At 72.3% G+C, this 14458-nt stretch carries 14 protein-coding genes; 4 read left to right on the top strand and 10 right to left on the bottom strand.

What is annotated here, in order from left to right; translation table 11 throughout:
- Positions 1-28 precede the first annotated feature (28 nt).
- The 3 genes from ACZ7OH_RS08240 to ACZ7OH_RS08230 all read right to left on the bottom strand — a co-directional run bounded on the left by ACZ7OH_RS08240 (position 29) and on the right by ACZ7OH_RS08230 (position 2629).
- On the bottom strand, positions 29-505 hold the full coding sequence (locus ACZ7OH_RS08240; protein WP_470280211.1) for a hypothetical protein: 477 nt from the start codon (positions 503-505) through the stop codon (positions 29-31).
- An 84-nt stretch (positions 506-589) separates the two neighbouring features.
- Positions 590-1684, bottom strand: coding sequence for a calcium:cation antiporter (locus ACZ7OH_RS08235; RefSeq protein WP_400906616.1), 1095 nt, complete (start codon positions 1682-1684; stop codon positions 590-592).
- A gap of 51 nt (positions 1685-1735) precedes the next feature.
- Positions 1736-2629 (bottom strand): LysR family transcriptional regulator, encoded by an 894-nt coding sequence (locus ACZ7OH_RS08230; RefSeq protein ID WP_470280210.1) that lies wholly within the window; start codon positions 2627-2629, stop codon positions 1736-1738.
- Positions 2630-2699: 70 nt separating this feature from the next.
- On the opposite strand from ACZ7OH_RS08230, the gene ACZ7OH_RS08225 reads away from it, so the two are divergent.
- A complete protein-coding gene (locus ACZ7OH_RS08225; RefSeq protein ID WP_470280209.1) occupies positions 2700-4433 on the top strand; it encodes a pyruvate dehydrogenase in 1734 nt (577 codons plus the stop codon).
- A gap of 43 nt (positions 4434-4476) precedes the next feature.
- Here the strand turns inward: ACZ7OH_RS08225 and ACZ7OH_RS08220 are convergent, their stop codons facing one another.
- The 4 genes from ACZ7OH_RS08220 to ACZ7OH_RS08205 form a co-directional block, all read right to left on the bottom strand.
- Positions 4477-4719 carry a hypothetical protein gene (locus ACZ7OH_RS08220; protein WP_470280208.1) on the bottom strand — a complete coding sequence of 81 codons (243 nt, stop codon included), beginning with the start codon at positions 4717-4719 and terminating at the stop codon, positions 4477-4479.
- Between the two features lie 16 nt (positions 4720-4735).
- Positions 4736-5845, bottom strand: coding sequence for an NDMA-dependent alcohol dehydrogenase (locus ACZ7OH_RS08215; RefSeq protein ID WP_470280207.1), 1110 nt, complete (start codon positions 5843-5845; stop codon positions 4736-4738).
- 87 nt (positions 5846-5932) lie between these two features.
- The gene (locus ACZ7OH_RS08210; RefSeq protein WP_470280206.1) at positions 5933-7546 is read right to left on the bottom strand and encodes a sigma-54-dependent Fis family transcriptional regulator; all 1614 of its coding nucleotides are present in this window, start codon (positions 7544-7546) and stop codon (positions 5933-5935) included.
- 102 nt (positions 7547-7648) lie between these two features.
- Positions 7649-8473, bottom strand: a complete 825-nt coding sequence (locus tag ACZ7OH_RS08205) for an urea carboxylase-associated family protein (protein ID WP_470280205.1) — start codon at positions 8471-8473, stop codon at positions 7649-7651.
- A 146-nt stretch (positions 8474-8619) separates the two neighbouring features.
- Here ACZ7OH_RS08205 and ACZ7OH_RS08200 point away from each other — a divergent pair, with 146 nt between their 5' ends.
- Together ACZ7OH_RS08200 and ACZ7OH_RS08195 are read left to right on the top strand one after the other, a co-directional pair.
- Positions 8620-9621, top strand: a complete 1002-nt coding sequence (locus ACZ7OH_RS08200) for a hypothetical protein (RefSeq protein ID WP_470280204.1) — start codon at positions 8620-8622, stop codon at positions 9619-9621.
- Between the two features lie 81 nt (positions 9622-9702).
- Positions 9703-10359, top strand: a complete 657-nt coding sequence (locus ACZ7OH_RS08195) for an HNH endonuclease family protein (protein WP_470280203.1) — start codon at positions 9703-9705, stop codon at positions 10357-10359.
- On the opposite strand, the gene ACZ7OH_RS08190 is transcribed toward ACZ7OH_RS08195, so the two are convergent.
- Complete coding sequence (locus tag ACZ7OH_RS08190) at positions 10356-11099, bottom strand: fructosamine kinase family protein (protein ID WP_470280202.1); 744 nt, start codon at positions 11097-11099, stop codon at positions 10356-10358. The genes ACZ7OH_RS08195 and ACZ7OH_RS08190 overlap by 4 nt on opposite strands.
- A gap of 55 nt (positions 11100-11154) precedes the next feature.
- Between ACZ7OH_RS08190 and ACZ7OH_RS08185 the strand changes: the two genes are divergently transcribed.
- Positions 11155-11511 carry an MmcQ/YjbR family DNA-binding protein gene (locus ACZ7OH_RS08185; protein WP_470280201.1) on the top strand — a complete coding sequence of 119 codons (357 nt, stop codon included), beginning with the start codon at positions 11155-11157 and terminating at the stop codon, positions 11509-11511.
- On the opposite strand, the gene ACZ7OH_RS08180 is transcribed toward ACZ7OH_RS08185, so the two are convergent.
- Positions 11436-12293, bottom strand: a complete 858-nt coding sequence (locus ACZ7OH_RS08180) for a GNAT family N-acetyltransferase (protein WP_470280200.1) — start codon at positions 12291-12293, stop codon at positions 11436-11438. The genes ACZ7OH_RS08185 and ACZ7OH_RS08180 overlap by 76 nt on opposite strands.
- Positions 12294-12337: 44 nt before the next feature.
- Positions 12338-14410, bottom strand: coding sequence for a putative Ig domain-containing protein (locus ACZ7OH_RS08175; RefSeq protein WP_470280323.1), 2073 nt, complete (start codon positions 14408-14410; stop codon positions 12338-12340).
- Positions 14411-14458: the final 48 nt, after the last annotated feature.

Genomic DNA, 14458 nt, shown 5'->3' with positions numbered 1-14458 from the left:
CCGGGTGGGCTTGGCCGCCTTCGGTGACCTAGCCGGCGTAGAGGAACACCCAGGAGTGCATCTCGTCCGACTTCACGGGCCGGACGCCGTGCTCGCCGATCTGGACTCCGTACTGCAGCAGCCCGTCCGGGACCGCGGACACCGTGAGGGAGAAGACGCACGCACTGCCGATGGGAGTGGAATGGAAGGTCCCGTTCGGCAATGTGCCCTGGGCGACTAGGTCGCCATTGCCGTTGTAGACGCGAACCGGGGTTCCGGCAGCCGCATCCGAGTAGGTACCGGTTCCCTTGCAGGCTGCGCCCTGAGCGATCGTTTCTTCCCCGCTCGCGGGGATATCGAAGGCACCCTTCATGGTGAACGTCGGTGCCGACGTGGTCGTGGTGGGACTCGCGGTGGTCTGGTCACTTCGGGTCGGTCCTGGCTCGGCAGGCGTCTGGCGGGAGCAGGCGGTGAGCGCAACTGCGATCGCACCGAAAGCAGCCATCGTTGCGATCATGCGGTTCATGGCCCAACGGTCGCGTGGATGACCTCGCGTGTTACGCCACCACCTCGTTCGCGCATCTCCGGTGGTACCGCGACGAGGCGCGGCTCAGGGGTTGACGGCCAGCACCAGGAACCCGGCCAGCAGCACCAGGTGCACGCCGCCCTGCAGACGGGTTGCCCGGCCGGGGACCACCGTCAGCACGCTCACCACCACCGTCAGCGCCAGCAGGACGATCTGCGTCGATCCCAGCCCCAGCAGCAGCTGGACCGGCAGCCACACCGATGCCAGCGCGATCGCCGGGATCGTCAGGCCGATGCTCGCGATCGCCGAGCCGTAGGCCAGGTTGAGGCTGATCTGCATCCGGTCGCGCTGGGCCGCGCGCGTGGCGGCGAGCGTCTCCGGCAGCAGGACCAGCAACGCGATCACCACGCCGACGAACGACTGCGGGAACCCGGCCGCGCGCACACCCGCCTCGATCGCCGGGGACTCCACCTTCGCCAGCCCGACCACCGCGACCAGCGCCACCAGCAGCAGCGCGAGGCTGCCGAGCGCCGCCCGGTTCGACGGCGGTTCCGCGTGGTCGTCCTCCTTGACCTCGCCGTCGGCCGCCACCGGGAGGAAGAAGTCGCGGTGGCGCACGGTCTGGGTCAGCACGAACGTGCCGTACAGCACCAGGGACGCGAGCGCGGCGAACGTCAGCTGCGCCGGGGAGAACGCCGGGCCCGGCGTGCTGGAGGTGAACGTCGGCAGCACCAGGCTCAGCGAGGCGAGCGTCGCGACCGTGGCCAGCGCGGCCCCGCTGCCCTCGGGGTTGAACAGCGTCGAGCCGTAGCGCCGCGCGCCGACGAGCAGGGAGATGCCGACGATCCCGTTCGTCGTGATCATCACCGCGGCGAACACCGTGTCCCGCGCGAGCGACCCGGCCTCCGGCCCGCCGGACACCATCATCGTGACGATCAGCGCGACCTCGATGACGGTGACCGCGACCGCGAGCACCAGCGACCCGAACGGCTCGCCGACCCGGTGCGCGACGACCTCCGCGTGGTGCACCGCCGCCAGCACGGTCGCGCCCAGCGCGATCGCGACGACCGCCACGAACACCGGGCCGAGGTCGCGGCCCCAAGCCAGCGCCAGTACGACGAGGCCGAGCACCGGCGTGACGGAGGTCCAGGACGTCAGGAAGGATCTCAGCGCGGCCATGTCCCCACCCTGTCACACCCATGGGAAAACCGCCTGGTCCTACGGCGGTTCTCACATAGTCCCTTGTGGACGGTCGAGGCCGGCGGCGAGGACGTACCGCCGGAAGGTTTCGCTGAGCGGCGGCAGAGTCCGCCCGGCCGCCCAGGCGAGGCCGATGTCGCGGGCAGCGTCCACATCGGTCAGTGCGAGGTGCGGCGCCGGGAACGTCGCGGAGCGCGGCAGCGGCAGCACGGACACGCCGAGCCCGGCGGTGACGAGCCCCCGCAGCGTCTCGACTTCGTCGCCCTCGAACCCGATCCGCGGCGCGAACCCGGCTTCGGCGCACAGCCGCTCGGTCGTCTCGCGCAGGGCGTAACCGGGCCGCAGGAGGATGAACGTCTCGTCCGCGAGGTCGGCGAGGCGGACACGCCGGCGGCCGGCGAGCCGGTGGTGCGGTGGGACCGCCAGCCGCAGCGGCTCGACGAGCAGGCGTTCCCAGTGCAGCTGCGCGTGCCCCGGGTCGCCGCTGGTGATGACGAGGTCCGCGGTGCCGTCGAGGAGCTCCGCCTCCAGGCCGGCCTCGCCGTGCTGCCGCAGTTCGAAGCGGGCGCCCGCGTGCTCGCGCAGGAAGCCGCTCAGCACCGACGGCACCAGCCACGTGCCGAACGTGTGCAGGAAGGCCAGCGGCACCACGCCGGTACCGGGGTCGACGATCTCGGCGACCTCGCGCAGGCCCTGGTCCAGCTGGTCGAGCACCAGGTCGACGTGGCGGCGGAACGCGTGCCCGGCCGGGGTCAGCCGCAGCACCCGCCCGGACCGGCGGAACAGCTCGGCGCCGGCGTCGTGCTCGAGCCGCCGCAGGGCCCGCGACAGCGCGGGCTGGGTGAGGTGCGCCCGCGCGGCGGTCTCCGTGACCGTGGCGCCGCCGGCGACCTCGCGGAACAGGCGCAGCGTCTGGACGTCCATGCCTCAAGTGTATGGATATTCAGCCAATCAGGCATTGGACGCATCGGTCGTGACAGGCCACGCTGGACGTATGGCAACCGTCGCAGAACAACTGGTCAGGACCCTGCGGGACGCGGGTGTCGAGCGCATCTACGGCATCGTCGGCGACAGCCTCAACCCGATCGTCGACGCGGTCCGCCGCACCGACGGCATCGAGTGGGTGCACGTCCGGCACGAGGAGACCGCCGCCTTCGCCGCGGCGGCCGAAGCGCAGGTCACCGGCAAGCTCGCCGTGTGCGCGGGCAGCTGCGGGCCGGGCAACCTGCACCTCATCAACGGCCTGTTCGACGCCCACCGCTCCGGCGCGCCGGTGCTCGCGATCGCGTCGCACATCCCGTCGAACCAGATCGGCACCGGCTTCTTCCAGGAGACCCACCCGGACCGGCTCTTCGCCGAGTGCAGCCACTTCAGCGAGATCGTGGCCGACCCCGCGCAGCTGCCGCGGCTGCTGCGCATCGCCACGCAGGCCGCCGTCGGCAAGGGCGGCGTCGCCGTGCTGACCATCCCGGGTGACCTGGCCGACCGCAAGGCGACCGGCCCGCTGACCGAGCGCCTCCCGCTCGTCACGCCGTCGCCCGCGGTGCCGTCCGCGGAGACCGTCCAGGAGCTGGCGGACCTGCTGAACTCGGGCGAGAAGGTGATGTTGTTCGCCGGCGCGGGCGTCCGCGGCGCGCACGACGAGGTCATGGCGCTGGCGGAGAAGCTCGCGGCGCCGGTCGGGCACTCGCTCGGCGGCAAGGAGTGGATCCAGTTCGACAACCCGTTCGACGTCGGCATGAGCGGCCTGCTCGGCTACGGCGCCTGCTACGACGCGATGCACGAGGCCGACCGGATCGTGTTGCTGGGCACGGACTTCCCGTACGACAAGTTCCTCCCGCAGGCCCGCACGATCCAAATCGACCACGACGCCTCGCGCCTCGGCCGGCGCACGCCGCTGGACCTGGCGGTGCACGGCGACGTGCGCGAGACGCTGCGGGCGCTGCTCCCGCTGCTGCGCCCCCGCACCGACCGCGCGTTCCTCGACCGGATGCTGCGCGAACACGTGCGGAAGCTGGAGAAGGTCGTCGGCGCGTACACGACGAAGATCGAGCAGCGGCGCCCGATCCACCCGGAGTACGTCGCCTCGGTGCTCGACGACGTCGCCGCCGACGATGCGGTGTTCACCGTCGACACGGGCATGGGCAACGTCTGGGCGGCGCGCTACCTGACGCCGAACGGCCGCCGCCGCGTGCTCGGGTCGTTCCGGCACGGCAGCATGGCGAACGCGCTGCCGCACGCGATCGGCGCGCAGCTGTCCCAGCCGGGCCGCCAGGTCGTGTCCCTCTCGGGCGACGGCGGGCTCGCGATGCTGATGGGCGACCTGCTGACGCTGCCCGCCTACGACGTCCCGGTGAAGGTCGTGGTGTTCAACAACGCCACGCTGGGCATGGTGAAGCTGGAGATGCTCGTCGACGGCCTCCCGGCCTTCGGCACCGACCACGCGCCGGTCAACTTCGCGGCGATCGCGGCGGCGTGCGGGGTGTTCTCGGTCCGCGTCGAGGACCCGGCGGACGTCCGCGGCGCGCTGGAGCGGGCGTTCGCCCACCCGGGCCCGGCGGTGGTCGAGGTGGTGACCGACCCGAACGCGCTGTCGATCCCGCCGCGCATCACCGGCGAGATGGTGCGCGGGTTCGCCTTGGGCGCGACGAAGACGGTGCTCAACGGCGGCGTCGGCAAGATGGTCGAGCTGGCCCGCACCAACCTGCGCAACGCGCCGCGGCCGTGAGCCGGGGGTGGCCACCACGCCGTTGGGGTGGCCACCCGCCGGTTCACGGGTCCGTGACGATGATCCCGGCGGCGGCGAGCAGTTCCAGCGCCGCCACCACCCGGGCCCGGCTGGTTTCGGCGAGTTCCGCGGCGTCGAGCGCGTCGCGGGCCGTCGCGTGCATCGCCAGGGCCCGGGCGAAGCGGACCACGTCCGGAGCGTCGAGCAGGCACCCTTCCCGGCGCTCGTGGACGAGCTCGTCGAGGGGAACCAATGGGTTCAGCCGGTACGGCGCGTCGAGGTCCACTGTGGACTCCGTCGGGTCACCCGTGGACGATGACGCCGCGGATGTTCTTGCCGTCGCGCAGGTCCTGGTAGCCCTCGTTCACCTGCTCGAGGGTGTACTTGCGGGTCACCAGCTCGTCGAGCTTGAGCTGCCCGGCGTCGTAGAGGCGCAGCAGCCGGACGATGTCGTACTGCGGGTTCGCCGAGCCGAACAGCGTGCCCTTGATCGTCTTCTCGAACAGCGTCAGGACGCCGCCGGAGACGTGCACGGTGAGTTTTTCGGGGTTGGCGAGGCCGGTGATGACGACGGTGCCGCCCTTGCCGACGACGTTGAACGCCTCGCTGACGACGTCCTCGTCGACCGTGCCGACGGTGATCAGCGCCTGGTCGGCCAGCTGGCCCCAGGTGAGCTCGGTGACCTTCTCGGCGGCTTCGGCCGCGGTCGCGAACGCGTGGGTGGCGCCGAACTTGAGCGCGGTCTCCCGCTTGAACTCGATCGGGTCGACCGCGACGACGTACTTCGCGCCGGCGTGCTTGGCGCCCTGCACGGCGTTGATGCCGATGCCGCCGATGCCGTAGACGACGGTGGTGTCGCCGGCCCGGACGCCGCCGGCGTAGTTGGCGGTGGCCCAGCCGGTCGGGACGCCGCAGCCGACCAGGACGGCGGTCTCCAGCGGCAGCCAGTCGTCGACCTTCACCACCGAGTGCTGCGAGATGGTGGCGCGCTCGGAGAACGTGCCGAGCATGCACATCGCGCCGAAGTCCTGCCCGCCGCCGTGGAAGCGGAAGGTGCCGTCCGGCATGTGGCCGTCGAGGATGGTGGCGCCCATGTCGCAGAGGTTCTGGCGCCCGGTCGAGCAGTAGCGGCAGGTGCCGCAGTTCGGGATGAAGCTGCAGACGACGTGGTCGCCCGGCTGCACCTTGGTCACGCCGGCGCCGACCTCCTCGACGATCCCGGCGCCCTCGTGGCCGCCGATGATCGGGAAGCGCGGCACGAGGTCGTTGTCGATCAGGTGCAGGTCCGAGTGGCACAAGCCGGCGGCGGTGTACTTGATGAGCACCTCGCCGGGGCCCGGGCCGTCGAGGTCCAGCTCCATGATCTCGAACGGTTTCCCGGCATCGAACAGTACGGCTGCCTTGGTCTTCACGGCCATCTCCTCCACGTGCGGCGGTGGTGACCTCGATTGTGTGCAGCCGCCGGTTCCGTGAAGTGTCCGAATCCCGGACACCGGCGCTCAGCGGACCCGCAGGGCGCGCATCCGGTTGTAGAGCGTCGAGCGGCTGATGCCCAGCTGCTTGGCCGCGCGGACCTTGTTGCCGTCGCACGCCCGCAGCGTCCGGACGATCACGTCGTACTCCGCCTGCTCCCAGCCGCTCAGCGCGCCGCCCGGGGCCGTCTCCGCGCAGCCCGGTGCCACGTCCTCCGCCGTCAGGTCGCCCGCCGAACGGCGGTCCGCCGCGCCCGCCAAAACTCCTGCCAGCTCGCGTAGGTTCCCCGGCCACTGCTGGGAACCCAGCAGCTCCAGCGCGCCCGGGGTCAGCCGGAGGGTGTCGCTGAAGCCGCGCAGCAGCGCGCGGGCGATCGCCGGGATCTCGTCGCGGCGCTCGCGCAGCGGGGGCAGCTCGATCCGCCGGTGCATGCGCGCCGCCAGGGTCGCCTGCTCGCCGCGCAGCTCCGCCGGCGGGCCGCTGAGCAAGGCGAACCACGCCGTCGTCGTGTCCAGCAGCCGGGCCAGGCGGACCGCCGCCAGCGGGGGCAGCAGCTGGACGCCGTCGACCACGAGCAGACCGCGCAGCGACGCCGCCACCTCCACCCGCGCGCACCACTCCGCCTCGCCCGCGACGACGTCGGACGCGTCGAACTCGTGCACCGGCTCGTCCCCGGCGACGACCCGCGCCGCCGTCGTCCGGCCCGCGCCCGGCTCGCCGGAGATCAGCACCCGCCGCCGGGCGCGGCCCGCGCCGCGCAACCGCTCGTCGACCTGCGCCGGGAAGAGCGCGCGCTCCGCCCGTGGACGGGACACGACCGGGCTCGACGTCCGGACCGGAGCCAGCTCGAACAGCAGCCCGGCGTTCGCCGACACCGCCTCGACGCGCACCTCGACCGGCGTGCCCGACGTCAGCAGCAGCCGCCGGAGCCCGCGCCGGGTGCGGCCCAGCTCCCGCAGCAGCCGGTGGTCGGCCGTGTCGACCAGCTCGGTCGCCGCGGTGTTCGCGAGCACGACGTCCTGGCCGAGCGCGAGCACCGCGCACGCCCGGTGCTGCACCGACTGGAACGCGGCCAGCAGCTGCTGCTCGGCGAGCTTCGCGCCGTCGAGCAGCCGCCGTTCGATGTCGGCGACCGCGCGCCGCAGGAACGGCCCGAGCAGCGGGTTCGCGTCGCCGGCCGGGCCGGTGATGTCGAGGACGCCGGCGAGCCGCCGCGTCGCCGGGTGCACCACCGGGTGGCCGTAGCAGGTGAACTGCTTCATGGCTTCGAGGAAGTGCTCGTCGCCGTCGACGGAGACGCCGCGGCGGGTCTCGAACGGCGTCGCGAGGGAGTTCGTCCCGGTCCGCTCCTCCAGGAACTGGCAGCCGGGCACCGCGCTGATGGTCTCGAGCGCCACCTCGACCGACCGCTCGCTGAACCGGCGGGCGACGATCCGGCACTCGTCGTCGGCCAGCACGACGCAGAAGCGCGTGCCGGCCAGCTGCCGGGCCAGCTCGTCGAGCACCGGCGAGGCGGCCCGCAGGAGCCGGCTGCGGCTGTCGACGTCGGCGAAGTCCAGGCGCTCGACGGACGAGGCCGGCGAGAGCCCGGAAAGCTCCGCCCGCCGCCACGACTGCGCGATCTCGGTCCGCAGGTCCACTCGCACTCCTCGTCGAGCCGATCGGTGTCCCCGGACTGCCATCATCACACGCGGCGCAAGGGCGGTGCACCGTCTTCGCGGAATCCGTTGTGGCGCAAGGGGTTACGCGCCCCACTCCGGCAGCCGGACGCCGTGCAGGCCGCGGTAGGCCGCGCGCGCCGGTTCGCGCCGGCCGTCGAGCAGGGCGTCACGTGGCTTGAACACCTCGACGCCGATCGGGTGGCAGACGTCGATCGGGTCGCGGGCGTCCGGTCCCCAGAGCGGGATGGACAGGTCGCCGCCCGGGCAGGTGGACAGCGCGCACAGCAGGTCCAGCTCGGCGAAGAACTCGAAGTGGTCGCCGGGGCGGGCGGGGCAGGCCTTCATGAAGTACCGGTCTTCGTCGTTGAGGCCGGTGCACTGGAAGACGTTCAGGACGTCGTGCACGTCGAACTCGGTCAGCCCGAACGGCGCGACCGCGCGCACGAGGTTCGAGTGGCAGTGGAAGTCGAAGTCCTCGCCGGTGAGCATCCGGTTGACGTAGGGGTCGCAGCGGGTGCCGAGCAGGTCGTGCACCCGGCCGCCTTCGGTGTCTTCGCCGTAGTTCTCGAGCGTGTCGGCGGTGATCGTGGCGAGCGGGCGGAGGAAGGGGAGCGTCGACCAGAGCCGGTCGAACGTGCTGACGTGGGCGCGCTGGAGCTGGCGGGTGCGCGCGGCCCAGAAGCGTTCGCGGGGGTCGTGGGCGTTCCACAGGTTGAGGTCGCCGACCTGCGGGCCGTCGACGGTCTTGAGGCGGCAGAGGTGGCCCGCGGGCACGCGCCAGGCGCGACCGGAGCGGATGGGGACCTCGAAGGCGTCGACGAGCTCCCGGCCGTCGTACCCGGCGAGCCGCCGGTAGAAGTCCTGGTCGACGTCGAGCGCGCGGCCCTGGTAGGCGGCTGGGGGCATCGGGGTCTCCCTCGTGCGGTGTGGATGCGGGTCCAGCATGCCTCGGTCACGCACGGTGGTGTTCGATCACTCGTTCGGCTGCTGGGGTCGGGGCCGGTCCGCTCTTACCGTCGAGGGAGCTCTACTCGTGGGAGGAGTGACCGGCGGTGCTCGTGGCCTTCCAGCGCACCGGTGACGAGCGTCGCCTGCCCGCCGCGGCGGAGCACCTCGTCGGGTTGCTGCGTTCGTGGGGCCCGGGCCCGGACCACCTGACGGGGTTGGCGCTGGCGGGGATCACGGTCCCGAGCCGCGGAGGCCCCCGGGTGGTGGACGCGCTGGTGTTCACCCGGTCGGGGGTGGTGGTGATCGCGGCGCACGAGCCGGGAGCGGAGGCGTCGCCGGGCCCGGAGGAGCGAGCCGGCGCCGGGGTGGCGGCGGCGAAGGGGGCATTGGCCGCGCACTACGGCGGCCGGTACGTGACGGGGCTGGTGGCGGTCGTGCCGCCGGTCGCGGAGTCGGACCGAGGTGGGCGGCTGGCCGAGCCGGCGGAGGAGTCGCATCGGTTCGCGGCCGGGCCGGATGCGCCGGATGCGAGCGGTCGTGCGGCGGAGGCAGGGGATGCCGGGGCGCCCGGGTTGGGTGGGAGCGAAGAGCTGGCAGCTGGGCTGCCGGAGCCTCGCTGGGCGGGCGACCCGATTTCACCCGAGTCCGCGCCGGGCCCCGAACTGGACCTTCAGGCAGCCGAGCCGACCGGACCAGAGACCCTTCCCCACCCGCGCGTCCCCGAGTCCATCCCCGGCGTGGCCGTCGTCCTCGCCGATCCGCGCGGCCTTCGCCGCATCATCGGACAGCACAACCGCTGGCGGACCGTCTGGTCGGCCGACGACGTCCTCGACGCCTGCTACGCCCTCTCCCTCGCCCACCTCGCGCCGCCCCGATCCGCCCTGCTCGCCGACGGCTTCCCCGCGCGCATCCACGCCCGATCGCCGCTGCCCGCGGCCGAGGCTCGGCCCGCCCTGCGGATCCCGGTCCAGCGCAGCCAGGCCGTCTTCCCGCGGCAACGGCCCATTCGGCTCGTGCCGTGGGGGCTGCTCGTCGTGCTCACCCTGCTCGTCACCGCGGGGATCGTCGCCGCGGTTTTCGTCGCGCAGGTCTTCCACGGCTCGTAAAGATCGCGCCAACTACGCCATCTGCACCGTTTCCCCGCGTCGTCGCTTGGGCACTCCCGGCAGACGTGAAAGGGGTTCACGATGCCGCGCACCCGAGTGCTCCTTCTGCTCGCAGTCCTGACCGGCGCCTCCCTCACCGGCTGCAAAGTGCCGAACGACCTGGCGGCCGGGAGCCAGCCCGGCGGCACGCAGCAGGCTCCGCCGATCGCGCCCAGCGAGGCGCGGGCCCAGCTGGCGAAGCTCCAGATCGCCGTGCGCGGCACCATGGACGGCTACAGCCGCGACAAGTTCCCGCACTGGGACAAGGTCGACGGCGCCTGCGACACCCGCGAAGAGGTCCTCAAGCGCGACGGCAAGGACGTCACCACGAACGCCGACTGCGCCCCGAAGTCCGGCACCTGGGTCAGCGCGTACGACGGCGCGACCTGGCACAAGGCGTCCGATGTGGACATCGACCACATGGTGCCGCTCGGGCAGGCCTGGATCAGCGGCGCGAAGAAGTGGACGCAGGAGCGCCGCGAGCAGTTCGCGAACGACCTGACCCGCCCGCAGCTGCACGCGGTCACCGACAACCTCAACGAGCAGAAGAGCGACAAGGCCCCCGACCAGTGGAAACCGCCGCTCGTCTCGTACTGGTGCACCTACGCCACGGACTGGATCGTGGTCAAGAGCAACTACGGCCTGACGATCACCGTCCCGGAGAAGACGGCTCTCGAAACGATGTTGCAGCACTGCTAGAACGAGCGCGCCGCCGCGAGCGCCTGGCCGGCGTAGGACTGTCCGAACAGGACCGTGTGGACCAGCAGCGGGAACAGCTGGTGCAGCCCGATCCGGTCGCGCCAGCCGTCGGCCAGGGGTGCGGCCTCGTCGTACGCGGCCAGGATGCGGTCGAGGTGCGGGCAGCCGAACAGGTGCAGCATCGCCAGGTCCGTCTCGCGGTGCCCGCCGTGCGCGGCCGGGTCGATCAGCCACGCCTCGCGGCCGTCCCACAGGACGTTGCCGGTCCACAGGTCGCCGTGCAGCCGCGCGGGCGGCTCGGCCGACGCCGGGATCCGGGCGCAGGCGCGCTCGAACAGCGCCGCCTCCGCCGGGTCGAACGTCCCCGCGTCGACGGCCCGGCGGACGTACGGCAGCACGCGGTCCGAGGCGTACCACGACGCCCAGTCGTCGGCCGGGACGTTCGCCATCGGCGCGCGCCCGATCCACGCGTCGGCGGCCCCGTCCGGCGGAGGTGAGCCGAACGCCGGCGCCCCGGCCGCGTGCAGGCCCGCCAGGCCGCGGCCGAAGCGCTCCGCCGCCGGGGCCGACGGACGACCGGAGGGAACGCGGTCGATGACCAGCGTGTCTTCGTCCTGGCTGCGGACGACCGGCACCGGAACCGTGCCCGCCGAGGCGAGCCACCGCAGACCGGCCGCCTCCGCGGCGGTCGCGCCGGGGGCGTGCCCCCGCTTGACCACGACGTCACGCGGATCGCTCATGTCCCGCACGGTACCGGCGCGCTACGGTGGTCGCCGGAGACAGGGGGAGCGACAGGTGACGGTCACGGTCCGGAAACTCGAACTGCTGCTCGGCCGGCTGGTGGAGGTCCAGCGGTCGGAGGCACGCGACTACTCTTCGTTCAGCGTGCGCGGCAAGCGGTTCGGCTACCTCTGGCCACGCACCCGGACCGTCGGTCTCAAGCAGGAGATCTCCGAACAGCTCGCGCTGGTCGCGGAGCGGCCGGACGTCTTCGAGGTCCAGTTCACCGCCGGCGGCTTCGGCTGGGTCGTCGTGTACCTCGCCAAGATCGACGCCGACGAGCTGGCCGAACTGCTCTACGAGGCGTGGCGGCTCTCGGCGCCCGAAGAGCTCGTCGAGGAGACGCCCTTCACCAGGATCGCCCGCGCGTAGAGCAGGTCGAACCCCTGCCGCTGCGCGTTCTGCTGCGACTTCGACCCCGGCTGCGTCGTGACGACGGCGACCTCGCACCCCGCCTCGGCGGCCGCCGCGAGCCGCGCCCGCAGCAACGCCGTCTGCACCCCGCGGCGCCGGAACCGCGGCACGGTCGCGGCGCCGGTGAACTGCGCGATCCCGTCGGTGACGCGGAAACTCGCGCCGCCCGCGAACTCGCCGTCGCGCTCCGCGAGGTAGCGCCGCACCCCGGCCATGTCCCGCATGGCGTCGAGCACGGTCTGCCGCGGGAAGTCCTCGTGCGACGGCACGCCCTCGGTGTCGGCAACGGCGAACGCGTCGGCGACCTCGGCCAGCCAGTGGTCGAGTTCGTCGTCGCGGGCGAGCCGCACGCCGTCGGGGGCGGCCGCCTCGCCGACCCGCCGCCCGAGCACGTTCTCGAACGACTCCAGGTGGTAGCCGCGCCGGGTGAGGAACGCGCCCACGGCGGGATCGGCGAGCTGCGAAAGCTCCACCTGCACCGGCGCGCCGAGCGCGGCGAAGGCCTGCTCGACGTCGTCCAGCTCGTCGGGCAGGCCGTCGAAGCCGAGTCCGGCGATCTTGGTGAACGGCGATTCCGCTTCCGCGAAACTCGCGACGCCGCCGGCGAGCGGACGCGCGAACCCGACCGAGTCCCCGCGCCGCGCTCGGGCGGCGTCACTGCTTTCGGCGATCAACCGCACTTCGGCGCGCTCGATGCGCGCGGCGAGCGCGGTGTCGCAGAAGAGCCGTTCCCCGTCCACATCCCCAGACTGGCGGACGTGGACGGGGAACTCCAAGCGGTTTCTCAGCCCTCGACGCGGTGCGAGGTCCAGAACGACGTCAGGTCGGTGGACCCGGCCGCCGCCTGCGCCGCGGCCTTGAACTCGGCCGTCGTGGACACGCCGTACCAGTGGGACTGGGCGTACGACTTCAGCAGGTTCGTCATCGCCGTGTCGCCGATCAGCCGCCGCAGATCATGCAGGGTGCACTTGCCGTAGCCGTAGACCACCGTCGAGTACCGGGACGAATGCGCGTCCCAGTAGGCCATCGAGTTGGTCAGCTTCTCCGCGCTCGACTGCCACGTGATGCCGCAGCCGCTGCCGTCGATCCCGCGGTAGAGGTCGGTGGCGTAGTCGGTGAAGCTCTCGTCCAGCCACGGCGAGTTGTACTCGTCGTCGCCGACGATGCCGTACCACCACTGGTGCGCCAGCTCGTGGGGGAGCGCCGTGGTCGACACGAGGTCCATCACGAAGCCCGGGTACTCCATGCCGCCGAACCAGAAGTTGTTGTCCAGCACCACGTCGACCTCGCCGTACGGGTAGTCGCCGAAGCGGCCCGCGTGGACGTCGATCGAGTCGGCGGCCAGGCTCAGCATCTGGTTGGCGCTGCTGGTCGAGATCCCGCTGACCGAGTAGACGTTGACCCGCACGCCCTTGCCGGAGGTCGTGCTGATCTTCGCGAACGGCCCCGCGGCCCAAGCGAAGTCCCGGACCTTCGCCGCGGTCGCGTGCGTGGTCGTCGTGCTGCCGCTGGTCGTCTCGGTCGACGTGCCGGTGGCCGGGGTCAGCAGCGACGACGGGTGCACGAGCGTGACGTCGAAGTCGCTGATCACCGTGTAGAACGACTCGCCGTTGTTGGTGTAGGGGTCCAGGTGCCAGCCGCTGCCGTCGCGGACCGCGAGCACCGGCAGCGCGTTGCCGATCATGTTGAACGCGCCGTCGTGGCCGAACCGGTCGGCGCCGCTGGGCACCACGATGCTCAGGTCGAACCCGATGGTCGCGGACTGGCCCTGGGCCAGCGGGCTCGGCAGCGTGATCTTCATGGCGGTGCAGCCGACAGTCAGCGCCGAGGGCGTGCCGCCGGTGACGTTCGTGACGGTGATCGGCGTCGACGGGCAGCTGCCGTGGTAGTTGTCCCAAAGCCGCAGGTAGACCTCGGGCAGCGCGGTCGCCGAGCCGTTGGTGAAGCTGACGCTCTGGTGGCCGGTCCACGTGTCGCCCGCGGTGTTGGACGTCAGGTTGACCGTGTAGGCGGGGTTGATCGGCGTGCGCGTGGAGTCCGCGGGCGCGGCGGTGATCGTCCAGGTGAAGGTGGCGCTGCCGCTGTTGCCGGCCGGGTCCTTGGCGGTGACGGTCACCGACGAAGTCCCGGCGGTCGTCGGCGTGCCGGTGATCTTGCCCGTGCTCGCGCCGATGGTGAGCCCGGCGGGCAGCCCGGTCGCGCTGTAGGTGAGCGCGTCACCCTGCGGGTCGCTCGCCTGCACCTGCAGGGACACGGCCTGGCCGACGGCGCCGGACTGGGCGCCCGGCGAGGTCACGACCGGCGACTGCGGGTTGCTCGTGCCCGTCGTGGTCAGCGAGAAGTCGTCGAGGAGGAAGTTGGTCGCGAGGCTCGAGTCCTCAGTGCCGGTGATCTTGAGCGTGACGGTCTGGCCCAGGTAGCGCGACACGTCGACCGTGCGCTGGACGTACCCGGTGTTCTTGTCGAGGTTCGAGTAGCTCGCGAGGGTGTCGGTACCCGCCTGCACCACCAGCTTGTCGTAGGCGGTACTGGTCGTCGTCTCTTGGGTGTCGACGTGCGCCCACCAGGACAGCGACGCGGACGCGCAGCCGGCGGGGAGCGTCAGTGACTGGGACAGGGTGTCGGTGTGCGTGCTGCCGTAGCCGTCCAGCCAGGCGTCCATCGTCCCGCCGTGCGCGGGCTCCGCCGAGGTGGCGGCGGAGATCACGCCACTGGTCTGGGTCCACGGCGTGGTCCCGCTCTCGAACCCGCCGTTGCCGACGACCTGGTCACCGCAGACCGCGGCGGCCTCGGCCGGCGCGGCGACGACGACTGTGCCCAGCAGGCCCGCGGCCAGACTGAGCGCAGCAGAAAGCACCCTCGATCTCATGGGGGGAGTCCTTTCCCGGCCCCGCCCGTCGGGGCC

It is taken from the genome of Amycolatopsis sp. NPDC114478 (genome assembly GCF_055633805.1).
The sequence above is the reverse complement of the archived record's forward strand: the minus strand, read 5'-3'. Positions and strand labels throughout refer to the sequence as shown.

Bases quoted from the DNA above. Each gene is read 5' to 3' on its own strand.
- ACZ7OH_RS08230 (WP_470280210.1), bottom strand. From the start codon at position 2,629: ATGGACGTCCAGACGCTGCGCCTGTTCCGCGAGGTCGCCGGCGGCGCC.
- ACZ7OH_RS08225 (WP_470280209.1), top strand. From the start codon at position 2,700: ATGGCAACCGTCGCAGAACAACTGGTCAGGACCCTGCGGGACGCGGGT.
- ACZ7OH_RS08240 (WP_470280211.1), bottom strand. From the start codon at position 505: ATGAACCGCATGATCGCAACGATGGCTGCTTTCGGTGCGATCGCAGTT.
- ACZ7OH_RS08190 (WP_470280202.1), bottom strand. From the start codon at position 11,099: ATGAGCGATCCGCGTGACGTCGTGGTCAAGCGGGGGCACGCCCCCGGC.
- ACZ7OH_RS08205 (WP_470280205.1), bottom strand. From the start codon at position 8,473: ATGCCCCCAGCCGCCTACCAGGGCCGCGCGCTCGACGTCGACCAGGAC.
- ACZ7OH_RS08195 (WP_470280203.1), top strand. From the start codon at position 9,703: ATGCCGCGCACCCGAGTGCTCCTTCTGCTCGCAGTCCTGACCGGCGCC.
- ACZ7OH_RS08235 (WP_400906616.1), bottom strand. From the start codon at position 1,684: ATGGCCGCGCTGAGATCCTTCCTGACGTCCTGGACCTCCGTCACGCCG.